Source organism: Paucibacter sediminis (assembly GCF_030254645.1).
In the GTDB taxonomy this organism is placed as follows: Bacteria; Pseudomonadota; Gammaproteobacteria; order Burkholderiales; family Burkholderiaceae_C; genus Paucibacter_B; species Paucibacter_B sediminis.
Genome location: NZ_CP116346.1, coordinates 4,165,673 through 4,185,526 on the forward strand (window position 1 = coordinate 4,165,673; position 19,854 = coordinate 4,185,526).

At 69.7% G+C, this 19,854-nt stretch carries 17 protein-coding genes; 13 read left to right on the forward strand and 4 right to left on the reverse strand.

Annotated elements, in window-relative coordinates:
- The first annotated feature begins 61 nt into the window (after positions 1–61).
- From PFX98_RS19250 to PFX98_RS19280, 7 genes are all read left to right on the forward strand, one after another.
- Positions 62–3,820, forward strand: a complete 3,759-nt coding sequence (locus PFX98_RS19250) for a DUF748 domain-containing protein (protein WP_285232103.1) — start codon at positions 62–64, stop codon at positions 3,818–3,820.
- Positions 3,821–3,892: 72 nt separating this feature from the next.
- Entirely contained in the window at positions 3,893–4,438 is a 546-nt protein-coding gene (msrA, locus tag PFX98_RS19255) for a peptide-methionine (S)-S-oxide reductase MsrA (protein WP_285232104.1), read from the forward strand.
- A gap of 13 nt (positions 4,439–4,451) precedes the next feature.
- Positions 4,452–5,108 (forward strand): ATP-binding cassette domain-containing protein, encoded by a 657-nt coding sequence (locus PFX98_RS19260; protein WP_285235638.1) that lies wholly within the window; start codon positions 4,452–4,454, stop codon positions 5,106–5,108.
- Positions 5,105–6,301: an ABC transporter permease gene (locus tag PFX98_RS19265; RefSeq protein ID WP_285232105.1), complete on the forward strand. Its 1,197-nt coding sequence runs from the start codon at positions 5,105–5,107 to the stop codon at positions 6,299–6,301. The genes PFX98_RS19260 and PFX98_RS19265 overlap by 4 nt, the downstream gene beginning before the upstream one ends.
- 78 nt (positions 6,302–6,379) lie before the next feature.
- Positions 6,380–6,895, forward strand: a complete 516-nt coding sequence (locus tag PFX98_RS19270; protein ID WP_285232106.1) for a DUF3299 domain-containing protein — start codon at positions 6,380–6,382, stop codon at positions 6,893–6,895.
- Positions 6,896–6,900: 5 nt separating this feature from the next.
- Positions 6,901–7,269, forward strand: coding sequence for a hypothetical protein (locus tag PFX98_RS19275; protein ID WP_285232107.1), 369 nt, complete (start codon positions 6,901–6,903; stop codon positions 7,267–7,269).
- Positions 7,270–7,367: 98 nt separating this feature from the next.
- On the forward strand, positions 7,368–9,395 hold the full coding sequence (locus tag PFX98_RS19280; RefSeq protein WP_285232108.1) for a TonB-dependent receptor: 2,028 nt from the start codon (positions 7,368–7,370) through the stop codon (positions 9,393–9,395).
- Positions 9,396–9,413: 18 nt separating this feature from the next.
- On the opposite strand, the gene pdxH is transcribed toward PFX98_RS19280, so the two are convergent.
- Positions 9,414–10,055, reverse strand: coding sequence for a pyridoxamine 5'-phosphate oxidase (gene pdxH, locus PFX98_RS19285; protein WP_285232109.1), 642 nt, complete (start codon positions 10,053–10,055; stop codon positions 9,414–9,416).
- A 222-nt stretch (positions 10,056–10,277) separates the two neighbouring features.
- Here pdxH and PFX98_RS19290 point away from each other — a divergent pair, with 222 nt between their 5' ends.
- Complete coding sequence (locus PFX98_RS19290; RefSeq protein WP_285232110.1) at positions 10,278–10,856, forward strand: nucleotidyltransferase family protein; 579 nt, start codon at positions 10,278–10,280, stop codon at positions 10,854–10,856.
- 71 nt (positions 10,857–10,927) lie between these two features.
- On the opposite strand, the gene PFX98_RS19295 is transcribed toward PFX98_RS19290, so the two are convergent.
- Positions 10,928–11,578 carry a gamma-glutamylcyclotransferase gene (locus PFX98_RS19295; RefSeq protein ID WP_285232111.1) on the reverse strand — a complete coding sequence of 217 codons (651 nt, stop codon included), beginning with the start codon at positions 11,576–11,578 and terminating at the stop codon, positions 10,928–10,930.
- Between the two features lie 108 nt (positions 11,579–11,686).
- Here PFX98_RS19295 and PFX98_RS19300 point away from each other — a divergent pair, with 108 nt between their 5' ends.
- Positions 11,687–12,619, forward strand: coding sequence for an amino acid ABC transporter substrate-binding protein (locus PFX98_RS19300; RefSeq protein ID WP_285232112.1), 933 nt, complete (start codon positions 11,687–11,689; stop codon positions 12,617–12,619).
- Here PFX98_RS19300 and PFX98_RS19305 read toward each other — a convergent pair.
- Both PFX98_RS19305 and PFX98_RS19310 read right to left on the reverse strand, forming a co-directional pair.
- Positions 12,616–13,959: a sigma-54-dependent transcriptional regulator gene (locus PFX98_RS19305; RefSeq protein ID WP_285232113.1), complete on the reverse strand. Its 1,344-nt coding sequence runs from the start codon at positions 13,957–13,959 to the stop codon at positions 12,616–12,618. The genes PFX98_RS19300 and PFX98_RS19305 overlap by 4 nt on opposite strands.
- Positions 13,952–15,859, reverse strand: coding sequence for a sensor histidine kinase (locus PFX98_RS19310; protein WP_285232114.1), 1,908 nt, complete (start codon positions 15,857–15,859; stop codon positions 13,952–13,954). Before PFX98_RS19310 ends, PFX98_RS19305 begins: the two co-directional genes overlap by 8 nt.
- A 292-nt stretch (positions 15,860–16,151) precedes the next feature.
- On the opposite strand from PFX98_RS19310, the gene PFX98_RS19315 reads away from it, so the two are divergent.
- The 4 genes from PFX98_RS19315 to PFX98_RS19330 are packed head-to-tail and all read left to right on the forward strand — an operon-like array spanning position 16,152 to position 19,723.
- Positions 16,152–17,075, forward strand: a complete 924-nt coding sequence (locus tag PFX98_RS19315; RefSeq protein WP_285232115.1) for a branched-chain amino acid ABC transporter permease — start codon at positions 16,152–16,154, stop codon at positions 17,073–17,075.
- A gap of 10 nt (positions 17,076–17,085) precedes the next feature.
- The gene (locus PFX98_RS19320) at positions 17,086–18,171 is read left to right on the forward strand and encodes an ABC transporter permease subunit (RefSeq protein WP_285232116.1); all 1,086 of its coding nucleotides are present in this window, start codon (positions 17,086–17,088) and stop codon (positions 18,169–18,171) included.
- 19 nt (positions 18,172–18,190) lie between these two features.
- Positions 18,191–18,973: an ABC transporter ATP-binding protein gene (locus PFX98_RS19325; protein WP_285232117.1), complete on the forward strand. Its 783-nt coding sequence runs from the start codon at positions 18,191–18,193 to the stop codon at positions 18,971–18,973.
- 27 nt (positions 18,974–19,000) lie between these two features.
- On the forward strand, positions 19,001–19,723 hold the full coding sequence (locus tag PFX98_RS19330; RefSeq protein ID WP_285232118.1) for an ABC transporter ATP-binding protein: 723 nt from the start codon (positions 19,001–19,003) through the stop codon (positions 19,721–19,723).
- The last annotated feature ends 131 nt before the right edge of the window (positions 19,724–19,854 follow it).

The following is a 19,854-nucleotide window of genomic DNA, read 5'->3' on the forward strand; positions in this document are numbered from 1 at the left end:
AGTATCGCGTAGCCGCGTAGCCTCGGGATAATGGTGGCCGACTCCCGCCTTCACAACACACATGACCCTGACGAAACGCGCCCTCTGGTTGAAACGCTTGGGCGCTGCGGCGCTGGCCTTGCTGGGCCTGCTTTTGCTGCTCAGCTGGGCCCTGCCGCGCTGGATTGAAAGCCGCGGCGTCGAGCAGGCCAGCCAGATGCTGGGCCGGCCCGTGCACCTGGAGTCGGCGCGCTTTGAACCCTGGCGCCTCGGCCTGGTGCTGAACGGCCTGCGCATCGATGGCCCGGCCGGCAGCGATGCGCCGCTCTTGAGCCTGCGCCGTCTGGATGCGGCGCTCTCGCTGCGCTCGATCTGGCACTTCAGCCCGGTGCTGGCCTCGCTCCAGATCGAGGCACCGGTGCTGCGCCTGAGTCGCCTGGCGCCGGGGCGTTACGACATCGACGACCTGATCCAGCGCTTCGGTGCCAGCAGCGCGACGCCCGAGCAGGCGTCATCGTCGTCCGGCGTCGCGCTCTACAACATCCAGCTCAGCGAGGGTCAGGTCTTGCTGAACGATGTGCCGGCAGGCGGCCAGCATGCCTTGAGCGAGCTGCGCCTGGACCTGCCCTTCATCTCCACCCTGGAGACCGACGTGGAGGTGCATGTGCAGCCGCTGCTGTCCGGCCGGCTGAACGGGGTGCGCTTCCAGAACAAGGCCGATGCCCAGCCCTTTGCCAAGACGCGCAGCGCACAGCTGACGCTGCATCTGGACGAGCTCGACCTGAAGCCGTATCGCGGCTACTGGCCCAAGGCCTTGCCGGTGAGCCTGAGCCAGGGCCTGGTGGCGGCAGATCTCGCCGTCAACTTTGCCAAGCCCGAGGGGAAGCTGCCCAGCGTCTCCATCAGCGGCAGCATCCGAACCCGCGACCTGGCGCTGCAGCAGGGCGAGCAGGCCCTGCTGGCATGGCAGGCGCTGACGCTGCAGCTGGCCGATGTGCAGCCGCTGCTGCGCAGCGTCAAGCTGGCCGAGCTGAGCTGGCAGGCGCCGGTGCTGCAGCTGCGCCGGCGCGCCGACGGGCGGCTGGCCCTGCCTGGCCTGACCGATGCATCGGCCCCTGCATCGGCCCCCGCTGCTGCGCCGGCGGCCCCGTCCGCCGATCGCCCCTGGCGCCTGCAGCTGGATCGCTTCACCCTGGCCGGCGGGCAGCTCGGCTGGCGCGACGAGAGCAGCAAGCCCGCGGCCGAGCTGCGCCTGCGGGACCTGAACCTGAAGCTCGCGCAGCTGCAATGGCCGCTGGCCGGCGAGGCAAGCCTGGAACTGCAGGCGCTGCTGTCGCCCCCCAACGCCGCCGAGGCGGCCCGCCTCAGCGCCCAGGGCCGCCTGCGCCCGGCGGGTATGGATGTCGATGCCGCGCTGCAAGGCCTGCAACTGGCCTGGTTCGCGCCCTATACGGCGGCCCTCTCGCCGCTCAAATTGCAGGGCCTGGCGCAGGCCGAGGCACACCTGGCCTGGCCCCTCGGCGAGGGCGCTGGCGGCGCGCCGAGCCTCACGCTGAAGAAGCTGAGCCTGGAGGGCTTGAAGGCCTGGGAGCGCGCCGATGGTGGCGCCGCGGCCCGCGCCGTGCCCAGCCTGCAATGGGCCTCCGTGCAACTCGACCAGGCCGAACTCGACCTGGGCAAGCGCAGCGCCAGCCTGGGTCAGCTGAGCATTGCGGAGCCGCGCCTGGCGCTGCGCCGGGCGGCCGACGGGCGCTGGAACCTGCAATCCTGGCTGTCCGCCGGGGCGGCTCCCCCGAGTTCCACCACCTCGGTCACCCCGGTCGCAACGCCTGCCACAGCGCCGCCGCCCTGGGCCGTCAAGCTCCGCGCCCTGCAGCTCAGCAAGGGGCGCGTGAGCCTGCAGGATGCCCTGGCGCATCCGGTGGACGAGCATGCCGCCGCCGAGCAAGGCATCCTGGTCGATGAATTGAAGCTGGAGCTTGCCGATCTGGCCTGGCCGGCCAACGCCAAGTCGCCCAGGCTGCCGGCCTCGCTGAGCCTGGCGCTGGCGCCGCTGGGCGCTCCCGCGGCCAAGCCTGCCGAGCGCGGCCGGCTCAGCTGGCGGGGCAAGCTGGGCTTGCAGCCCTTTGCCCTGCAGGGCGCTTTGCGCGCCGAGCGCCTGCCGCTGCAACTGCTGGACGCCTATCTGGATCCCCAGCTGGGCCTGCACCTGGCGCATGCCGAACTGGGCCTGAAGGCCCAGCTGAGCCTGGCCAGCGCTGCCGAGGGCCTGCAGGCCCAGCTGGATGGCGATCTGCTGCTGGGCGATCTGCGCCTGCAGCAGGCGCGCCTGCGCGAGGGGCAGCGCGTGCTCGGCGAAGACCTGCTGAACTGGCAGGCACTCAATCTGGCGGGGCTCAAGCTCGCGCTGCAGCCCGGCCAGGCGCCGCGCGTGCAGGTCGAGCAGGCCAGCCTGAGCGACTTCTATGCGCGCCTCATCATCAACGAGGAGGGCCAGTTCAATCTGCGCGACCTCGGCGCGGCCGAGCGCCAGCAGGTGGCGGAGGTAGCCGCTGCTGCATCCGCTGCCGCCTCGGCCGCCGCCGCGGCGAACGCGCCCGCGGGCCTGGGCAAGCCCGTCATCAGCGTGGCGCAGACGCGCGTGTTGAACGGCCGGGTCGATTTCAGCGACCGCTACATCCGCCCCAACTACAGCGCCAAGCTGAGCGATCTGAATGGCGCTCTGGGCGCCTTCAGCTCGGAGCGCAGCGAGATGGCCGAGCTCAACCTGAAGGGGCGCGTGGCCGGCACCGGCCTGCTGGACATCAGCGGGCGCATCAACCCCGGCGTCTCGCCGCCCACCATGGACCTGAAGGCCAGCGCCACCGACATCGAGCTGGCGCCGCTCTCGCCCTATGCCGGCAAGTACGCGGGCTACGCGATCGAGCGCGGCAAGCTCTCGACCCGGCTGCAATACCGCATCGAGCCGGGTGGGGCGCTGCAGGCCGAGAACCAGGTGATCCTGAACCAGCTCACCTTCGGCGAGCGCATCGACAGCCCCGACGCCACCAAGCTGCCGGTGCTGCTGGCGGTGGCCTTGTTGAAGGACAGGCATGGCGTGATCGACGTCAACCTGCCCATCAGCGGCTCGATCAACGATCCGCAATTCAGCGTCGGCGGCCTGGTGTTCAAGCTGATCCTTAACCTGCTCGGCAAGGCGCTGACGGCGCCGTTCTCGCTGCTCGCGGGTGGCGGCGGGCCGGATCTGAGCCAGGTGGAATTCGTTCCCGGCGCGCCGCGCCTGGCCGAAGCCGCAGCGCCGGCGCTGGACAAGCTAGCGCGTGCCCTGCTGGACCGCCCGCAGCTCAACCTTACCGTCACCGCCTACGCCAATCCGGCCACCGAAAGCCAGGCCATGCAGCAGCTGCATGTGGAGCAGCTGCTGGTGCAGGAGCGGCGCCGCGAGCTGCAGCGCCAGCAGACCGCCCAGGCCCAGGCCGACGCCGAGAGCAGCAGCATCAGCCTCAGCGAGGCCGAGCGCCAGCGCCTGCTCAAGCAGGTCTATGGTGCCGCCAAGCTACCGGGCAAGCCGCGCAATGTGATCGGCCTGGCCAAGGACATCCCGCCGGCCGAGATGCGCGCGCTGCTGGCGGCCGACCACAAGGTCACGCCCGAGCTGCTGCGCCAGCTGGCGCTGGAGCGCGGCGTGGCGGTGCGCGACGCATTGATCGCGCGCGGCGTGCCCAACGAGCGCTTGTTCGTGGCCTCGCCCAAGCTGGTTGCTGCCGAAGAGAAGGCCGAGGCGGGTGGCGAAGCCAAATCCTGGATGCCGCACGCGGACCTGACGCTGGCCGCACAATGAGCGCTCATGCCGGGCTATGCTGCCCGGCAACCTGAATGGAGATCCTGCAACGTGGGCCATGCCGCTAATTCCATGAACGACGACGGCGAACAACTCATCACCCTGGGTGGTGGCTGCTTCTGGTGTCTGGAGGCCGTGTACGAACGCGTGCAGGGCGTGCTGGGCGTCGAGTCGGGCTACAGCAATGGCCATGCCCAGCAGCCCGCGTACGAGCAGGTCTGCTCGGGCTCCACCGGCCATGCCGAGGTGGTGCGGGTGCGCTTCGACACGCAGCAGATCAGCCTGCGCGAGATCCTGGAAATTTTCTTCGTGATCCACGACCCGACCACGCTGAACAGCCAGGGTGCCGACGTCGGCACGCAGTACCGCTCGGGCATCTACTTCCACAACGCCGCGCAGGAACAGCTGGCGCGCGAGGTGCTGGACGAGGTGCAGCATCTGCATCACGGCCGTGCCGTCACCGAGCTGCAGCCCGAGCGCAACTACTGGCCCGCCGAGGCCTATCACCAGCATTACTACGCGCGCCATCCCGACCAGGGCTACTGCGCCTTCGTGGTGGCCGCCAAGGTGGATAAATTCCTCGCCACCTTTGCCCGCCTGGTGCGCCGCGCTTCCTGAGGCCGCGCGCATGATGATCGAGACCAGGCGGCTGGCCTACGCCTATGCCGGGGGCGCGCGGCTCGGCTTTCCCGACCTGTGCTTGCCCGCCGGCGGCCACCTGCTGCTGCAGGGCCCCTCGGGTTGCGGCAAGAGCACCTTGCTGGCCCTGCTGGCCGGGCTGCTGAGCGCAAGCGAGGGCGAGCTGCGCGTGGCCGGCACCGAGCTGGGGACGCTCAGCGCCCGCGCGCGCGATGCCTGGCGCGGCCGGCAGCTGGGCTTTGTGCCGCAGCGCCTGCACCTCAGCAGCAGCCTGAGCGTGCGGGAGAACCTGGCGATGCCCTATGTGGCGGCCGGCCTGCCGCCCGACGCGGCGCGCACCGCCAGCCTGTTGGCGCGGCTGGGCATTGCCGCGCTGGCGCAGCGGCGCCCGCACCAGCTCAGCGTGGGCCAGGCGCAGCGCGTGGCGCTGGCGCGTGCGTTGTTGCGCCAGCCGCGCCTGCTGCTGGCCGACGAACCCACCGCCAACCTGGATGACGCCGCCGCCGCGGCGGTGTTAAACCTGCTGGCCCAGTCGGCCGAGCAGGAGGGCCTGAGCCTGGTGCTGGCCACCCACGACGCCCGCGTGGCCAGCATGATGGCCGCCTTGCCGGGCCTGCAGACGCTGCGCCTCGCAGGAGTATCGGCATGAGGCTGGCGGCGCTGGCCTGGCGCTATCTCTGGTCGCGGCCGCTGGCCAGCCTGCTGAACCTGGCGCTGCTGAGCCTGGGGCTGGCGGCGATGAGTTTCGTGATGCTGTGCAGCGAGCAGCTGGAGGCCGGGCTGCGGCGCGACCTGGCCGGCATCGACCTGGTGGTGGGCGCCAAGGGCAGCCCGATGCAGATCATGCTGGCGGGCGTGTTCCACCTCGATGTGCCGACCGGCAACATCCCCCTACAGACATTGACGCAACTGCGCGCCCAGCCGCTGGTGGCGCGCGCCATTCCGCTTGCGCTGGGCGACAGCCTGCGCGGCTACCGCATCGTTGGCACCGAGCCCGACTACCTGGCCCAATACCAGGCCGAGCTGGCGCAGGGCGCACTGTGGCAGCAGCCGCTGCAGGCGGTGCTGGGCGCCGAGGTGGCGCGCCGGACCGGGCTGCGCGTGGGCGACCGCTTTGCCGGCAGCCATGGCCTGGGCAGCGAGGGCGAGGCCCATGCCCAGCGGCCCTACCAGGTGGTGGGCGTGCTGAAGGCCACGGGCAGCGTGCTGGATCGCCTGGTGCTGACCGATCTGGCCTCGGTCTGGGCGCTGCACGGGCATGAGGGAGACGCGGAAGAAGCGAACGCGGTGGATGAGCGCGAGATCACCATGCTGCTGCTGAGCTACCGCAGCCCGCTGGCGGCGGTGAGCCTGCCGCGCTGGGTGAATGCACAGCCGGGGCTGCAGGCGGCCGCACCGGCGCTGGAAACCGCGCGCCTGTTCCGCATGCTGGGCGTGGGCGCCGAGGTCTTGCGCGGTTTCGCCATCGTCTTGCTGCTGGCCTCGGCGCTGTCGGTGTTGGTGGGCCTGCTGAGCGCGGTGCGCGAGCGGCAGGGCGATCTGGCCATGCTGCGCATGCTGGGCGCGCCGGCCTGGCGGGTGGCGGCCCTGGTGAGCCTGGAGGCCGTCTGGCTGGCGCTGCTTGCCAGCGGCCTGGGGCTGGCGCTGGGCCATGCCTTGGCCGAAGGCCTGGGCCTGCTGCTGGCCGAGCAGCAATCGCTGCGCCTTGGCGGCGCCTGGTGGAGTGCCTGGGAATGGGCGGTGCCGGGCCTGGCCCTGCTGCTGGCGCTGGCGAGTGCGGCCTGGCCGGCCTGGCGCGCCTTCCGCCTCGACGTCACCGAGCTGCTGCAGAGCCCGCGCTAAGTTCCTGTTCGCCCCCCGTTCAGCCGCCGCGGCGGCCGTAGCGGCAACAAGGCACAATGAGGTCGTGAGGATGTATCCATGAATTCCAGACGCTGCTTTTCGATCGTCGCTGTCCTAGCCCTGACGCTGGCCCTGATGCAGGGCATGGCGGGAGCGCAGGCGCAGAGCCCCGCCATCGGCCAGGGCCCCGGCTATCACGACCCGCGCAGCCCCTTCAAGCCCCTGCAGGAGCGCGAGGGCATCGTTGCCTGGCAGTTGCTGTCCTCGGTGACGACCAAGGCCGAGAAGAACCGCCTCGTGCCGACCTTCCCGGGCTCGGTGCAGGCGCTGGACAAGCAGAAGGTCAAGGTGCAGGGCTTCATGCTGCCGCTGGAGCCCGGTGACAAGCAGCGCCATTTCCTGCTCTCCTCGGTGCCCACCAGCTGTTCCTTCTGCGTGCCCGCCGGCCCCGAGGGCCTGGTGGAGGTGCGCAGCAAGAATCCGGTGCGCTACACGCTCGAGCCGGTGGTGGTGGAGGGCACGATGGCGGTGCTCAGCGACGACCCTTACGGCATGTACTACCGCGTCAGCGACGCGCAGCAGCAAGGCAACTGAGGCGCATGCCGCAGCAGCCGCAACACCATCCCCGGTCATCGCGCCTGCGTGCGCAGTGGCTGGCCTGGTGCTGCGCCATCAGCCTGCTGGCCTTGCAGGGCCTGGGCCTGTGGCACCGCACGGTGCACATGCCCGCGCTGGCCAAGACGGTGCAGCTGGCCGCGGCGGTGGCGGGCGAAAGCCTGGGTCACAAGATCGGCAGTGCCGATTGCCAGCTGTTCGACCAGTTCACCCAGTTCGACCTGCTGTGCGCCCATGCGGCGCCGGCCCTGGTCCTTGATGCGCCCGCCGTCCCGGCGGCGCGGGCGCCGGCGGCAAGCCCGCTGCAGCGCCATTGGTCGCGCGCGGCGCGCGGCCCGCCCGCACTCGCCTGAGCCTTAGCCCAGGTTCCGCCCGGCCCGCCCGGGTGGCGTCGCCCATGCAGGCCCGCGCGCGCCGGCCTGCCCGGGCGTCTCATCGAGTGTCTCTTCATATGCCCATTCTCAATTTCCGGCCTGGCCTGCTGGCCCTGGCCCTGGCCGCCATCTATCCCCATGCCGCGTCGGCGCAGGGCGCGGCGGCCGACAAGGAACGCCTCAGCACCGTGGTGGTGACCGGCAATCCGCTCGGCAGCCAGGAGCTGGCGCCGGCCAACCATGTGCTCAGCGGCGATGCCCTGGTGCTCAGCCGCGGCGCCAGCCTGGGCGAGAGCCTGGAGGGCCTGAGCGGCGTGGCCTCCACCTATTTCGGCCCCAATTCCAACCGCCCCAGCATCCGCGGCCTGGACGGCGACCGCGTGCGCATGCTCAACAACTCGGGCGCCTCGGTGGACGCCTCCAGCCTCAGCTTCGACCATGCCGTGCCAGTCGATCCGCTGGTGATCGATCGCATCGAGGTGCTGCGCGGCGCCGCCGCCTTGCTCTATGGCGGCAATGCCATCGGCGGGGTGGTCAACACCCTGGACAACCGCATCCCGCGCCTGGCCCAGCCCGGCCTGGGCGGCGCGGCCGAATTGCGCCTGGGTGGCGCCGCCCGCGAGCGCAATGCCGCGCTGGTGCTGGACGGCGGCGCCGACAGCCTGGCCTGGCATGCCGATGTCTCGGGCCGCCGCGCCGGCGACCTGTCGGTGCCGCGCTTCGGCAACGCGGAGGCGGGCTGGTCCGACCATGTGCGCAACTCCGCCAGCGACAGCCACAGCGCCGCGCTGGGTGCCTCCTGGGTCCAGCCCCAGGGCTATGCCGGCCTGGCGCTGGACGACTACCGGCAGGATTACGGCGTCACCGTCGAGCCCGATGTGACGGTGCGCATGCAGCGCCAGCGCATCGCCAGCGCCGGTGAATGGCGTGTGGCCGACGGCCCGCTGCGCAAGCTGCAGTGGCAGCTGAGCCGCTCGCGCTACGAGCACCAGGAAGTGGAGGGCGACGGCGCGGTGGGCACCACCTTCAAGAGCCGCGGCACCGATGCCCGCGTCGAGGCCGCGCATGCGCCGCTGGGCGCCTGGCATGGCGTGCTGGGTCTGCAGGCCGAGCGGTCCGACTTCTCGGCGCTGGGCGAGGAGGCCCTGGTGCCGGCCACGCATACCGCCGCGGACGCGGCCTTCGTGCTGGAGCAGGCCAAGTTCGGCGCCGCCGGCATCGCGCTGGGCCTGCGCGCGGAGCGCGTGCGCGTCGCCTCGGACGGCGATGCGGACACGGGCGCGGCCGCCGAGCCCAGGTTCGGCGCCGCCGCGACGCGCCGCTTCAGGCCGCACAGCTTCTCGCTGAGCGGCAGCCTCGAACTGCGGCCGGGCTGGACGCTCAGCGCCAACCTTAACCGCAGCCAGCGCGCACCGATGTATTACGAGCTCTTTGCCAATGGCCAGCATGTGGCCACCGGCGCCTTCGAGCGCGGCGACAGCGCGCTCGCGCTGGAGAGTGCCAACGCCGGCGAGCTGGGCCTGCGCTGGGCCGAGGGTGCCAACAGTTTCTCGGCGCAGCTCTACGAAACCCGCTTCGGCAACTACCTGGCGCTGGCGGCCACCGGTGCCAGCGAGGAGGTCGGGGGTCAGGTCTTGCCGGTGTACCAGTACCAGGGCGTGCGCGCGCGCCTGCGCGGCTTCGAGCTCGAGTTCAAGCATGCGCTGCCCGCGCTGGCCGCCTGGCAGCTGGGTCTGGCGGCGCAGCTCGACGCGGTGCGCGGCGAGGACCTCAGCCATGGCCAGCCGCTGCCGCGCCTGGCACCGCTGCGCGCCGGCCTGGCGCTGGATGCCCTGCGGGGCCCCTGGAGCCTGAAGCTGGACTGGCGCCTGGCCGCGCGCCAAAGCCGCGTGCCGGCCCTGGATCAGCCCACCGCCGGCTACGGCCTGCTGCGCCTGAGCCTGGCGCGCCAGCTGCGCTACGGCGATCTGGACGCGCTCTGGTACCTCAAGCTCGACAATCTGGGCGACAAGCTCGCCTACAGCGCCAGCAGCATTGCCACCATCCGCGCGCTGGCACCGCTGCCGGGGCGCAGCATCCACACCGGGCTGCAAGTGCGCTTCTGAGTGGCGCGCCGGGCTCGATCAGGGAGCCAGGCGCTCCTGCAACCAGCTGCCATCCGCCTGCAGGCGGTAGCGCAGCCGGTCGTGCAGGCGCGACTTGCGCCCCTGCCAGAACTCCCAGCTGTCGGGCACCAGGCGGAAGCCGCCCCAGTGCGGCGGCCGCGCCGGGCTGAGCCCATGCTGGACGGCGGCCTTGGCGGCATTGGCCACCAGCACGGCGCGCGAGCTGATCACCTGGCTTTGTGGCGAGGCCCAGGCGCCCAGGCGCGAATCGAGCGGCCGGCTGGCGTAATAGGCATCGGACTCGGCGGCGCTGACGCGTTCCACGCGGCCCTCGATGCGCACCACCCGCTCCAGCTCCACCCAATGGAACTGCAGCGCGGCAAAGGGGTGCGCGGCCAGCTCGCGGCCCTTGCGGCTGTCGTAGTTCGTGTACCAGACGATGCCGCGGGCGTCATAGTCCTTGATCAGCACCACCCGTGTGGAGGGGCGGCCATCCGCGCCCACGGTGGCCACCGTCATCGCATTGGGCTCCGGCACCTCGGCCGCCAGGGCTTCGGTGAGCCAGCGCCGGAACTGCTCCAGCGGCGCCTGGGCCAGGGTGGATTCGTCGAGTTCGGCGCGTTCGTAGCTCTTGCGCAGGTCGGATAGCTTTTGACTCATGCCTCTAGTATCCGTCCCCGCAACCGGTGACGGTAGAAAGCCTTAAGTGAAGTTACCACTAGGCCCTACAGGGGGCGGCGGGCATGCTTGCCGCAGGAGATACGCCCGCGGGCTTGTACAGAAGACGTTTGAACGAATGCGGGTGGTCGAGGGGTAGATGGAAGGACGATCCAGATGACAAAGCGGCGACCTGCAGTCGTCGTGCTTGCGGCGGGACGCGGCATGCGTTTTCGCGGCGCAGGGCACAAGCTGGAGCAATCCCTGGGCGACGAGACCGTGCTGGCCCGCACCATCGGCCAGGCCATTGCCAGCGGCATGCGCGTGGTGGTGGTGACCACGGCTGCGCTGGAGCCCAGCGTGAAACGCATGGTCGCGGCACGCGAGGTGGTGCTGGTGCCCGAGCTGAATGCGCGCGGCCAGCCCAATCCGCTCGGCATGGGGTTTTCGATCGCGGCCGGTGTCAGTGCCACCGGCGATGCCGACGGCTGGCTGATCGTGCCGGGCGATATGCCGATGCTGCGTGCCAGCAGCATGGTGGCGGTGGCACAGGCGCTCGAGCAATACCCGGTGGCCTATGCCCAGTACCGCGGCCAGCGCGGCCATCCGGTTGGTTTCAGCGCCGAGCTCTATTCCGAGCTGGTGGGGCTGCAGGGCGACGAGGGCGCGCGCCGCCTGGTGGCGCGCTATCCGGCCCAGGCGGTGGATCTGGACGACCCCGGCGTGCTGCTGGATGTCGATACCGATGAGGACCTGGCGCGCGTGCGCGCCCACGCGGCCAGTCAACCCACCGGCGCTTCCTGAAGGCCCCCAAACCTGCCGCTGCGCGTCGGGCCCCCCGAGGGGGTCAAGCAAACTCGGGAGCGGCCCTTCGTTTACTTGAGAGCGCCGGCCGGCAGCAGCCCATGCGCCATCGCCAGCGCGAGCTGGCGTTCCATTTCATGGTCGTGGATGCCGTGCTCGCGCAGGCCGGCGACCGAGCGCGCCAGATAGTCCAACGTGCTGCCATAGCGCCCCTGCGCGTGGCGCAGGATATGCAGCAGCTCCGCATCGGCGATCGCGCCCACATAGCCGGGGCTCTTGCGCGAGAGCGTGAAGCTCAGGCCCTTGAAGCTGCCCGCCGGCGTGCGGCAATCCAGCCAGCGCGGGTCGTAGGAGCCCACCACCATCTCGCGTGCCCACAGCGCTTCCAGGACCTGCTGGCTGTGCGCCGGCGCCACGCGGTAGAGCAGGCCGCGGCAGCTGCCGCCCGACAGCAGGGTCAGCACCAGGCCGGGCTGGGTGCGGCTGCCGCGGTTCACCAGCGAGCGCAGGCGCAGCGCGCGGTGGTAGCCATGCACGGCGGCGGGCCAGCGCTCCAGCGCGCTGAAGCCGGGTTTCCAGATCAGCGATCCGTAGGCGAATACCAACAGGCCGCGCCGGCGGTCCCATTGCTGGCTGGCCAGCGCCAGCAGCCGCTGGCTGCGCGGGGGCAGGGCGTGCAGGAGATCGGCCAGGGCGGTGGGGTCGGCGGTGCTTGAGGACATGACGCTCATGCTGCCATAAGTGGCCCTGAGCACGACCGGCTGCGCCGGCGCCCTGGGGCTTGCCCGCTTGCCAGGCGCACGGCTGCGGCGAGAATGCGCGGCTCCGCCATGAATTCCAAGCTCCTTGCCCCACTGTTGCGCCTGAGTGCCGCGCTGATGCTGTGCGCCGGCCTGGCCGCGCCCGCGGCCGCGCAGGGCGAGGAGGCCTCGGCCACGCTGCGCAAGGTGCGCGACACCGGCGTGATCGTGCTGGGTTACCGCGTCGCCTCGGCGCCGTTCTCCTACCTGGATGCCAAGCTCAAGCCGATCGGCTACTCGATCGACCTCTGCCAGCGCGTCATCGAGGCGGTGAAGAAGCGCCTGGAGCTGCCCGACCTGGAGGTGAAGCTGATCGCGGTGAGTTCGGCCACCCGCATGCCTCTGGTGGCGAATGGCAGCGTGGACCTGGAATGCGGCATCACCACCAATACCGCCGAGCGGCAGAAGACCCAGGCCTTCTCCATCACCACCTTCGTGGCCGAGAGCCGCCTGCTTTCCAAGCGGAGTGCCGAGATCCGCGGCCTGGAAGACCTGCGCGGCAAACCGGTGGCCACCACCATCGCCACCACCAGCATCCAGTTCCTGCATCAGGTGAACCAGAGCCGCCGCCTGGAGATGAAGATCCTGGGCGGCATGGACGACAAGGATGCCTTCCGCCTGCTGCAGACCGACCGTGCGGTGGCCTATGCGATGGACGATGTGCTGCTGCGCAGCGCGCTGGCCGGGGTGGCCAACCCGGGCGACTACGTGATCTCGGACGAGGCGCTCACCGTCGAGCCCTATGCGCTGGGCCTGCCGCGCGACGATGCGGGCTTCAAGCAGCTGGTCGACGGGGTGCTGGCCGACCTCTACAAGCGCGGCGAGATCCACGCCATCTACCAGCGCTGGTTCCTCGCGCCGATACCGCCGCGCGGCATCAATCTGCAGCTCGCCATGAACGAGGCCTTCAAGCGCGTCATCGCCAGGCCCACCGACTCGGCGGACCCGAACCACTATCGCTAACGGAACTTCTCCAGGTCGATGGCGTGGCGGTGCAGCTTGTCGTAGAGCGTCTTCTTGGCAATGCCCAGCATCTCCATCGCCACCGGCACCTTGCCGCCGGCGCGCCGCAGGGCCTGCTCGATGAGCGCTTTTTCCACCAGGTCCATGTGCTGGGCCAGGCTGGGCAGGCCGGCGCCGGCCTCGGCCGCGCTCACGCCCTCGCCGCTGCCGATCGCCAGCACGAAGCGGTCCGCAGCATTGCGGATCTCGCGCACATTGCCGGGCCAGTCGTGCGCCATCAGCTCGCGCAGGCGCTGCGGGGTCAGCTCCGGGGCAGGGCGCTCGTAGCGCGCGCAGGCCTGGGTCACGAAATGCTCGAACAGCAGCGGGATGTCCTCGCGCCGCTCGCGCAGCGGCGGCAGCTCCAGCGTCGCCACATTGAGGCGGTAGTAGAGGTCGCCGCGGAACTTCTGCGCCTCGCTGAGGGCGCGCAGATCGGCCTTGGTGGCGGCGATGAAACGCACATTGATGGGCAGCTCGTCGTTGGAGCCCAGGCGCTCCAGGCGGCGCTCCTGCAGCACGCGCAGCAGCTTGATCTGCAGCGTGATCGGCATGGTCTCGATCTCGTCCAGCAGCAGGGTGCCGCCATTGGCATGCTCGATCTTGCCGATGCGGCGCTTGGCCGCCGAGGTGAAGGCGCCGGGCTCATGGCCGAACAGCTCGCTCTCGAACAGGGCCTCGGGCAGGCCGCCGCAGTTGATGGCGACGAAGTGGCGGTCGCGGCGGTGGCTCTGGTCGTGCAGGCAGCGCGCCACCAGCTCCTTGCCGGTGCCGGTCTCGCCCAGGATCATCACGTCCGCCGAGGTGTCGGCGAGGTTGAGGATCTGCGCGCGCACCTGCTCGATCGCGGCCGACTTGCCCAGCAGCACCGCCTCGATGCCGCTGCGCCGCTGCAGCTGGGCGCGCAGCTCGTCCACCGCCACGCGCAGCACGCGCTTGTCGAGCGCGCGGCGGACGGTCTCGACGAAGCGCTCGGGCGCGAAGGGCTTCTCGATGAAATCGTAGGCGCCGCTGCGCATCGCGCGCACCGCCATCGCGATGTCGCCATGGCCGGTGATCAGCACCACCGGGATGCCGGCGTCGGTGGCCATCACATGGTCCAGCACCGCCAGGCCGTCCATGCCGGGCAGGCGCACGTCCGTCACCACCACCAGCTGCGCGCCGGGCTGTATCGATGCCAGCGCCTCCTCGGCCGAGCCGCAGGCCTGCACCTCCAGGCCTTCCAGCTCTAGCGTCTGCGCCAGGCTGGCGCGCACCGGTGGGTCGTCCTCGATGAAGAGGACCTTGTAACCTTCAAACATGGGCATCCCTGTCGACCGCCTTGAGGTCGAAAACAAAACTCATCCCGGCGGCATGCGGGCCGCGACGCGCCCGCAGCGTGCCGCCGAACTCGTGCACGATTTTCGTTGAGATCACCAGGCCCAGGCCGAGCCCCTGGCCGGCCGGCTTGGTGGTGAAGAAGGGCTCGAACAGGCGCGCGATCGCGGCGTCGTCCATGCCGGTGCCGGTATCGCTGACGCGCACCACCACGCGGTCGCCGGCGCGCGCCGCGCTGATGCCGACCCAGCGCTCGTTCGAATCCTTCACCGCGTCGAGCGCGTTCGCCAGCAGGTTCACCAGCACCTGCTCGAGGCGGTTGCCGTCGCAATGCACCAGCAGCTCCTCGTGCACCTCGACGCGCAGGCGCACGCCCTCGGATTCGATGCGGTGCTCCATCAGCAGGCGCACATTGGTCACCGCCTCGGCCAGCGAGACCGGCGCATAGACCACCTCGGCCTTGCGCGCAAAGCTCTTCAGCTGGCGCGTGATGCGGCTCATGCGCTCGACCACGTCGTCGATCATGCGCAGGTTGTCGGCCACCGACTGGTGGCGCCCCTTTTCCAGCAGCTGCAGGCTGTTGCGCGAGAGCGCGCGCAGCGCGGTGAGCGGCTGGTTGATCTCGTGCGTGATGCCGGTGGACATCTGGCCCAGCACCGCCAGCTTGCCGGCCTGCATCAGCTCGTCCTCGGCCTGGATGCGCTGCGCGATCTGGCGCTTCAGCTCCTCGTTGGTGCTGCGCAGCTCGCGCGTGCGCTCGGCCACCACCCCCTCCAGCTGGCCATGCGCGAGCTGCAGCTCGTCGCGGGCGCGCGAGAGCTGCAGCAGCGCGCGCTTGCGCGAGGCCAGGTAGAGCGCCAGCATGCCCACGCTGGCGCCCACCGCGCCGCCGCCCCAGCCGGCATAGCGCGCCTGGGCCCAGACCTCGCTGGGGTCGGACAGCGCCAGCAGGCGCACGCCGGCGGTCACCGCGGCGCGCTGCTGCGCCAGCAGCTGGCGTGGCCGGCGGCCGACATCGGCATCGTCGCGCGGCGCCGGCACCAGGCTGCTGTCTTCCTGCTCCAGCACCTCGGGTGTCAGGCCGATGGGCTCCAGCGTCGCGCCGGCATAGCGTCCGCTGGCCTCGAGCTCGCGCCGGCGTTGTTCGTCGAGTTCGCCCAGCACACGGTACTTCCAGCGCGGCACCGAGGACATGATGACGACGCCGCGCTCATCCACCACCAGCAGCTTCTCGCCCTGCGAGCGCAACCCCAGGTCCACCCAGGTGGCTTCCAGCGGCGCGAGGTCCAGCTTCACCACGATCAGCGCCTGCAGGCGCTGGCCGCGGCGCACCGGATGCACCAGGTAGTACTCGGTGCTGGCCTGCTCACGGTTGGCCGCAAAGAAATGGCCGGGCGCCTCGTTGAGCGCCAGCGCCTGCTTCAGCACCCCCGGCTCCACCGCCACATTGGCCTGGGCCTGGCTGCTGGACAAGACCTGGCCCTGGGAGTTGGCGATGAAGCTCATCAGCGCGCCGGCACGCACATTGATGCGCGCCAGGCGCAGGCTGGCGCGCTGGCGCAGCGCGGCGTCGCCGGGGGCGTCGAGCATTGCCGCCACCTCCTCGTCGATGGCGATCAGGCTGGGCAGATAGGCGTGGCGGGCCAGTTCGGCCTCGAGCATGGCCGCATACAGCTCCAGGCGCTCGGCCGCCACCGCGTTGAGCTGTGAGATGCCGTTGCGCTCGCTCCAGCGCTGGCCCAGCCAGAGCCCGGCGCCCAAGAGGATCAGGGTCAGCCAGACCATGAAGCTGGGGCGCAACAGCCGCCGCTGCAGCCGGGCCAGCCAGCCGGGCGTGAAGACAAAGCGCAGGCCGCGCCAGGAGGAGGAATCTGCGAACACCATGAGCTTGCGTAGTGTGCCCAACATTCGGGCCGCCGGCGGCATGCCCCGCTGTCGCTCGCCATCGCCCGGCGCCGCCGTTCGCCCGGCCGGGCGCTGGTTTGTGCCGAAGTCCGCACGGTGTGGCGGGCGCCAGTGTCGATTTCCGCCCTCCCGGGCGGCGGTCGGGGGCGTGCCGGGCCCTTGGGTCCTGGGTGATCTCGGTGATTACCCGAAGCTTGTGATTTTTGGCACGGGTGTTGCAAACCCTGGCACCAGTCTGACGGCTCATCCGTCACAAAAAGGAAGTAAGCAGATGGAGACTTTTTTGCAACAGATCATCAATGGTCTGGTGCTCGGGAGCATGTATGCACTCGTGGCACTGGGCTACACGATGGTCTACGGCATCATCAACCTGATCAATTTCGCCCATGGCGAGATCCTCATGGTCGGGGCACTCGTGAGCTGGACCGTGGTCAGCGCCCTGGCTGACACCGGCCTGCCGGGCTGGGCCCTGATGTTGGTGGCACTGCTGTGCGCCATCGTCGTGTGTACCCTGCTCAATTTCGCGGTCGAACGCATTGCCTACCGGCCGCTGCGCAATGCGCCTCGCCTGGCACCGCTGATCACCGCGATGGGCATGTCGCTGCTGCTGCAGACCCTGGCGATGATCGTCTGGAAGCCCAATCCCAAGCCCTTCCCGCTGCTGCTGCCCTCGGTGGCGATCGACCTGGGCGGGCCGGTGATCACGGTCACGCAGATCCTGATCCTGGTCATCACCGTCATCATCCTGGGCGGCCTGCTCTGGCTGGTGAACCACACCAAGCTGGGCCGCGCGATGCGCGCCACCGCCGAGAACCCGCGCGTGGCCGGCCTGATGGGTGTGAAGCCCGATGTGGTGATCTCGGCCACCTTCGTGATCGGTGCGGCGCTGGCCGCCGTTGCCGGCCTGATGTGGGCGGCCAACTACGGCACCGTGCAGCACTCGATGGGCTTCATGCCCGGCCTGAAGGCCTTCACCGCCGCGGTGCTGGGCGGCATCGGTAACCTCGCCGGTGCGATGCTGGGCGGGGTGGTGCTGGGCCTGATCGAGGCCATCGGTGCCGGCTACCTGGGTGACCTCACCGGCGGCGTGCTGGGCAGCCATTACGCCGACATCTTCGCCTTCGTGGCGCTGATCCTGGTGCTGACCCTGCGCCCCTCGGGCCTGCTGGGCGAGCGCGTGGCCGATCGTGCCTAAGGAGTACACGATGCAAAACAACAAACTGTTCGTCTTTCTGGCGGCCGCCATCGGCCTGCTGATCGTGCCGCTGTTCGTGCAGCAGCTGGGCAACGGCCCGGTGCGCATCCTGGACCTGGCCCTGCTCTATGTGATGCTGGCCCTGGGTCTGAACATCGTGGTGGGCTACGCGGGCCTGCTAGACCTGGGCTATGTGGCCTTCTACGCGGTGGGCTCCTATATGTTCGCGCTGCTGGCCAGCCCGCACCTGAGCGAGAACTTCGAGTCCATCCTGGCGATGTTCCCGGGCGGCCTGCATTCGCCGCTGTGGGTCATCATCCCGCTGGGGGCAGGTCTTGCCGGCTTGTTCGGCGTCTTGCTCGGCGCACCGACGCTGAAGCTGCGCGGCGACTACCTGGCCATCGTGACCCTGGGCTTCGGTGAAATCATCCGCGTGTTCCTCAACAATCTGGAACACCCGGTCAATATCACCAACGGCCCGCGCGGCATCGGCCAGATCGACGCGATCCACTTCTTCGGCATCGACCTCGGCAAGCCGCTGGAAGTGTTCGGCTTCACGCTGCCGTCGGTGACGCTGTATTACTACCTGTTCCTGGCGCTGGTGGTGTTCACCGTGATCATCTGCTATCGCCTCGAGAACTCGCGCATCGGCCGCGCCTGGATGGCGATCCGCGAGGACGAGATCGCCGCCAAGGCGATGGGCATCAACACCCGCAACCTGAAGCTGCTGGCCTTCGGCATGGGCGCCACCTTCGGCGGCGTGGCGGGTTCGATGTTCGCGTCCTTCCAGGGCTTCGTGTCGCCCGAGTCCTTCAGCCTGCAGGAGTCGGTGATGATCGTGGCCATGGTGGTGCTGGGCGGCATCGGCCATATCCCGGGCGTGATCCTGGGTGCGCTCTTGCTGTCGGCGCTGCCCGAGGTGCTGCGCTATGTGGCCGGCCCGCTGCAGGAGATGACCGGTGGCCGCCTGGACGCCGCCATCCTGCGCCAGCTGCTGGTGGCGCTGGCGATGATCGGCATCATGCTCTCGCGCCCGCGCGGCCTCTGGCCCGCGCGAGAACACGGCAAGGGTGCGCCCCAGCCGGTGAGCAAGTGAGCAGCAAGGAGAGCAAAGCATGAGCCAACAAGAAACCGTATTGAAAGTCGCCGGCGTCTCCAAGCGCTTTGGCGGCCTGCAAGCCCTCTCCGAGGTGGGCATCCAGATCAACAAGGGCCAGGTCTATGGCCTGATCGGCCCCAATGGCGCCGGCAAGACCACCTTCTTCAACGTCATCACCGGCCTCTACACGCCCGACGCGGGGACCTTCGAGCTGGGCGGCGCGCCCTATGCGCCGACGGCGGTGCACCAGGTTGCCAAGACCGGCATTGCGCGCACCTTCCAGAACATCCGCCTGTTCGCCGAGATGACGGCGCTGGAGAACGTGATGGTGGGCCGCCATGTGCGCACCGGCTCGGGCCTCATCGGCGCGGTGTTTCGCACCCCCGGCTTCAAGGCCGAGGAGGCCGCGATCGCCAAGCGTGCCCAGGAGCTGCTCGATTACGTGGGCATCGGCAAGTACGCGGAGTTCAAGGCGCGCACCCTGAGCTATGGCGACCAGCGCCGCCTGGAGATTGCGCGCGCGCTGGCCACCGACCCCAAGCTGATTGCGCTGGACGAACCGGCCGCCGGCATGAACGCCACCGAGAAGGTGGTGCTGCGCGAGCTGATCGACCGCATCCGCAACGACGGCCGCACCATCCTCTTGATCGAGCATGACGTCAAGCTGGTGATGGGGCTGTGCGACCGTGTCACCGTGCTGGACTATGGCAAGCAGATTGCCGAAGGCACGCCGGCCGATGTGCAGCGCAACGAGAAGGTGATCGAGGCCTATCTGGGCGCCGGTCACAAGGCCCATTAAGGCCCACTGAGTTCAGGAGAAACGCAAATGGCAGACAACAACATCCTGCTCAAGGTCGGTGGCCTCAAGGTCGCGTACGGCGGCATCCAGGCCGTCAAGGGCGTGAGCTTCGAGGTGCGCCAGGGCGAACTGGTGAGCCTGATCGGCGCCAATGGCGCCGGCAAGACCACCACGCTGAAGGCCGTGACCGGCCTGCAGCCGGTGGCCGACGGCGAGATCGAATACCTGGGCAAGTCCATCAAGGGCCAGGGCGCCTGGGACCTGGTCAAGCAGGGCCTGGTGATGGTGCCGGAAGGGCGCGGCACCTTCACCCGCATGACCATCACCGAGAACCTGCAGATGGGCGCCTACATCCGCAACGACAAGGCCGAGATCCTGGCCGATATCGACAAGGTGTTCGGCATCTTCCCGCGCCTGAAGGAGCGTCGCAACCAGCTGGCCGGCACCATGTCGGGTGGCGAGCAGCAGATGCTGGCGATGGGCCGTGCGCTGATGGCGCGCCCCAAGGTGCTCTTGCTGGACGAACCCTCGATGGGCCTCTCGCCCATCATGGTGGACAAGATCTTCGAGGTGGTGAACGACATCCACGGCCAGGGCGTGACCATTCTGCTGGTGGAGCAGAACGCCAGCCGGGCGCTGGCGGCCGCGAATCGCGGCTATGTGATGGAAAGCGGCATCGTCACCATGACCGGCGAAGGCAAGCATCTGCTCAACGACCCCAAGGTGCGCGCCGCCTACCTCGGCGAGTGAACCTTTCTACCGAGTTCCTAGCGGGCATATAGCCGGACGGGGAAGGGCGTGCGCCCGCGCGCCACGCAGCCGCGAAATGACTTCCCCGGCCGGCACAACACATCGGAGATAGACAAACCCATGACCTCCCT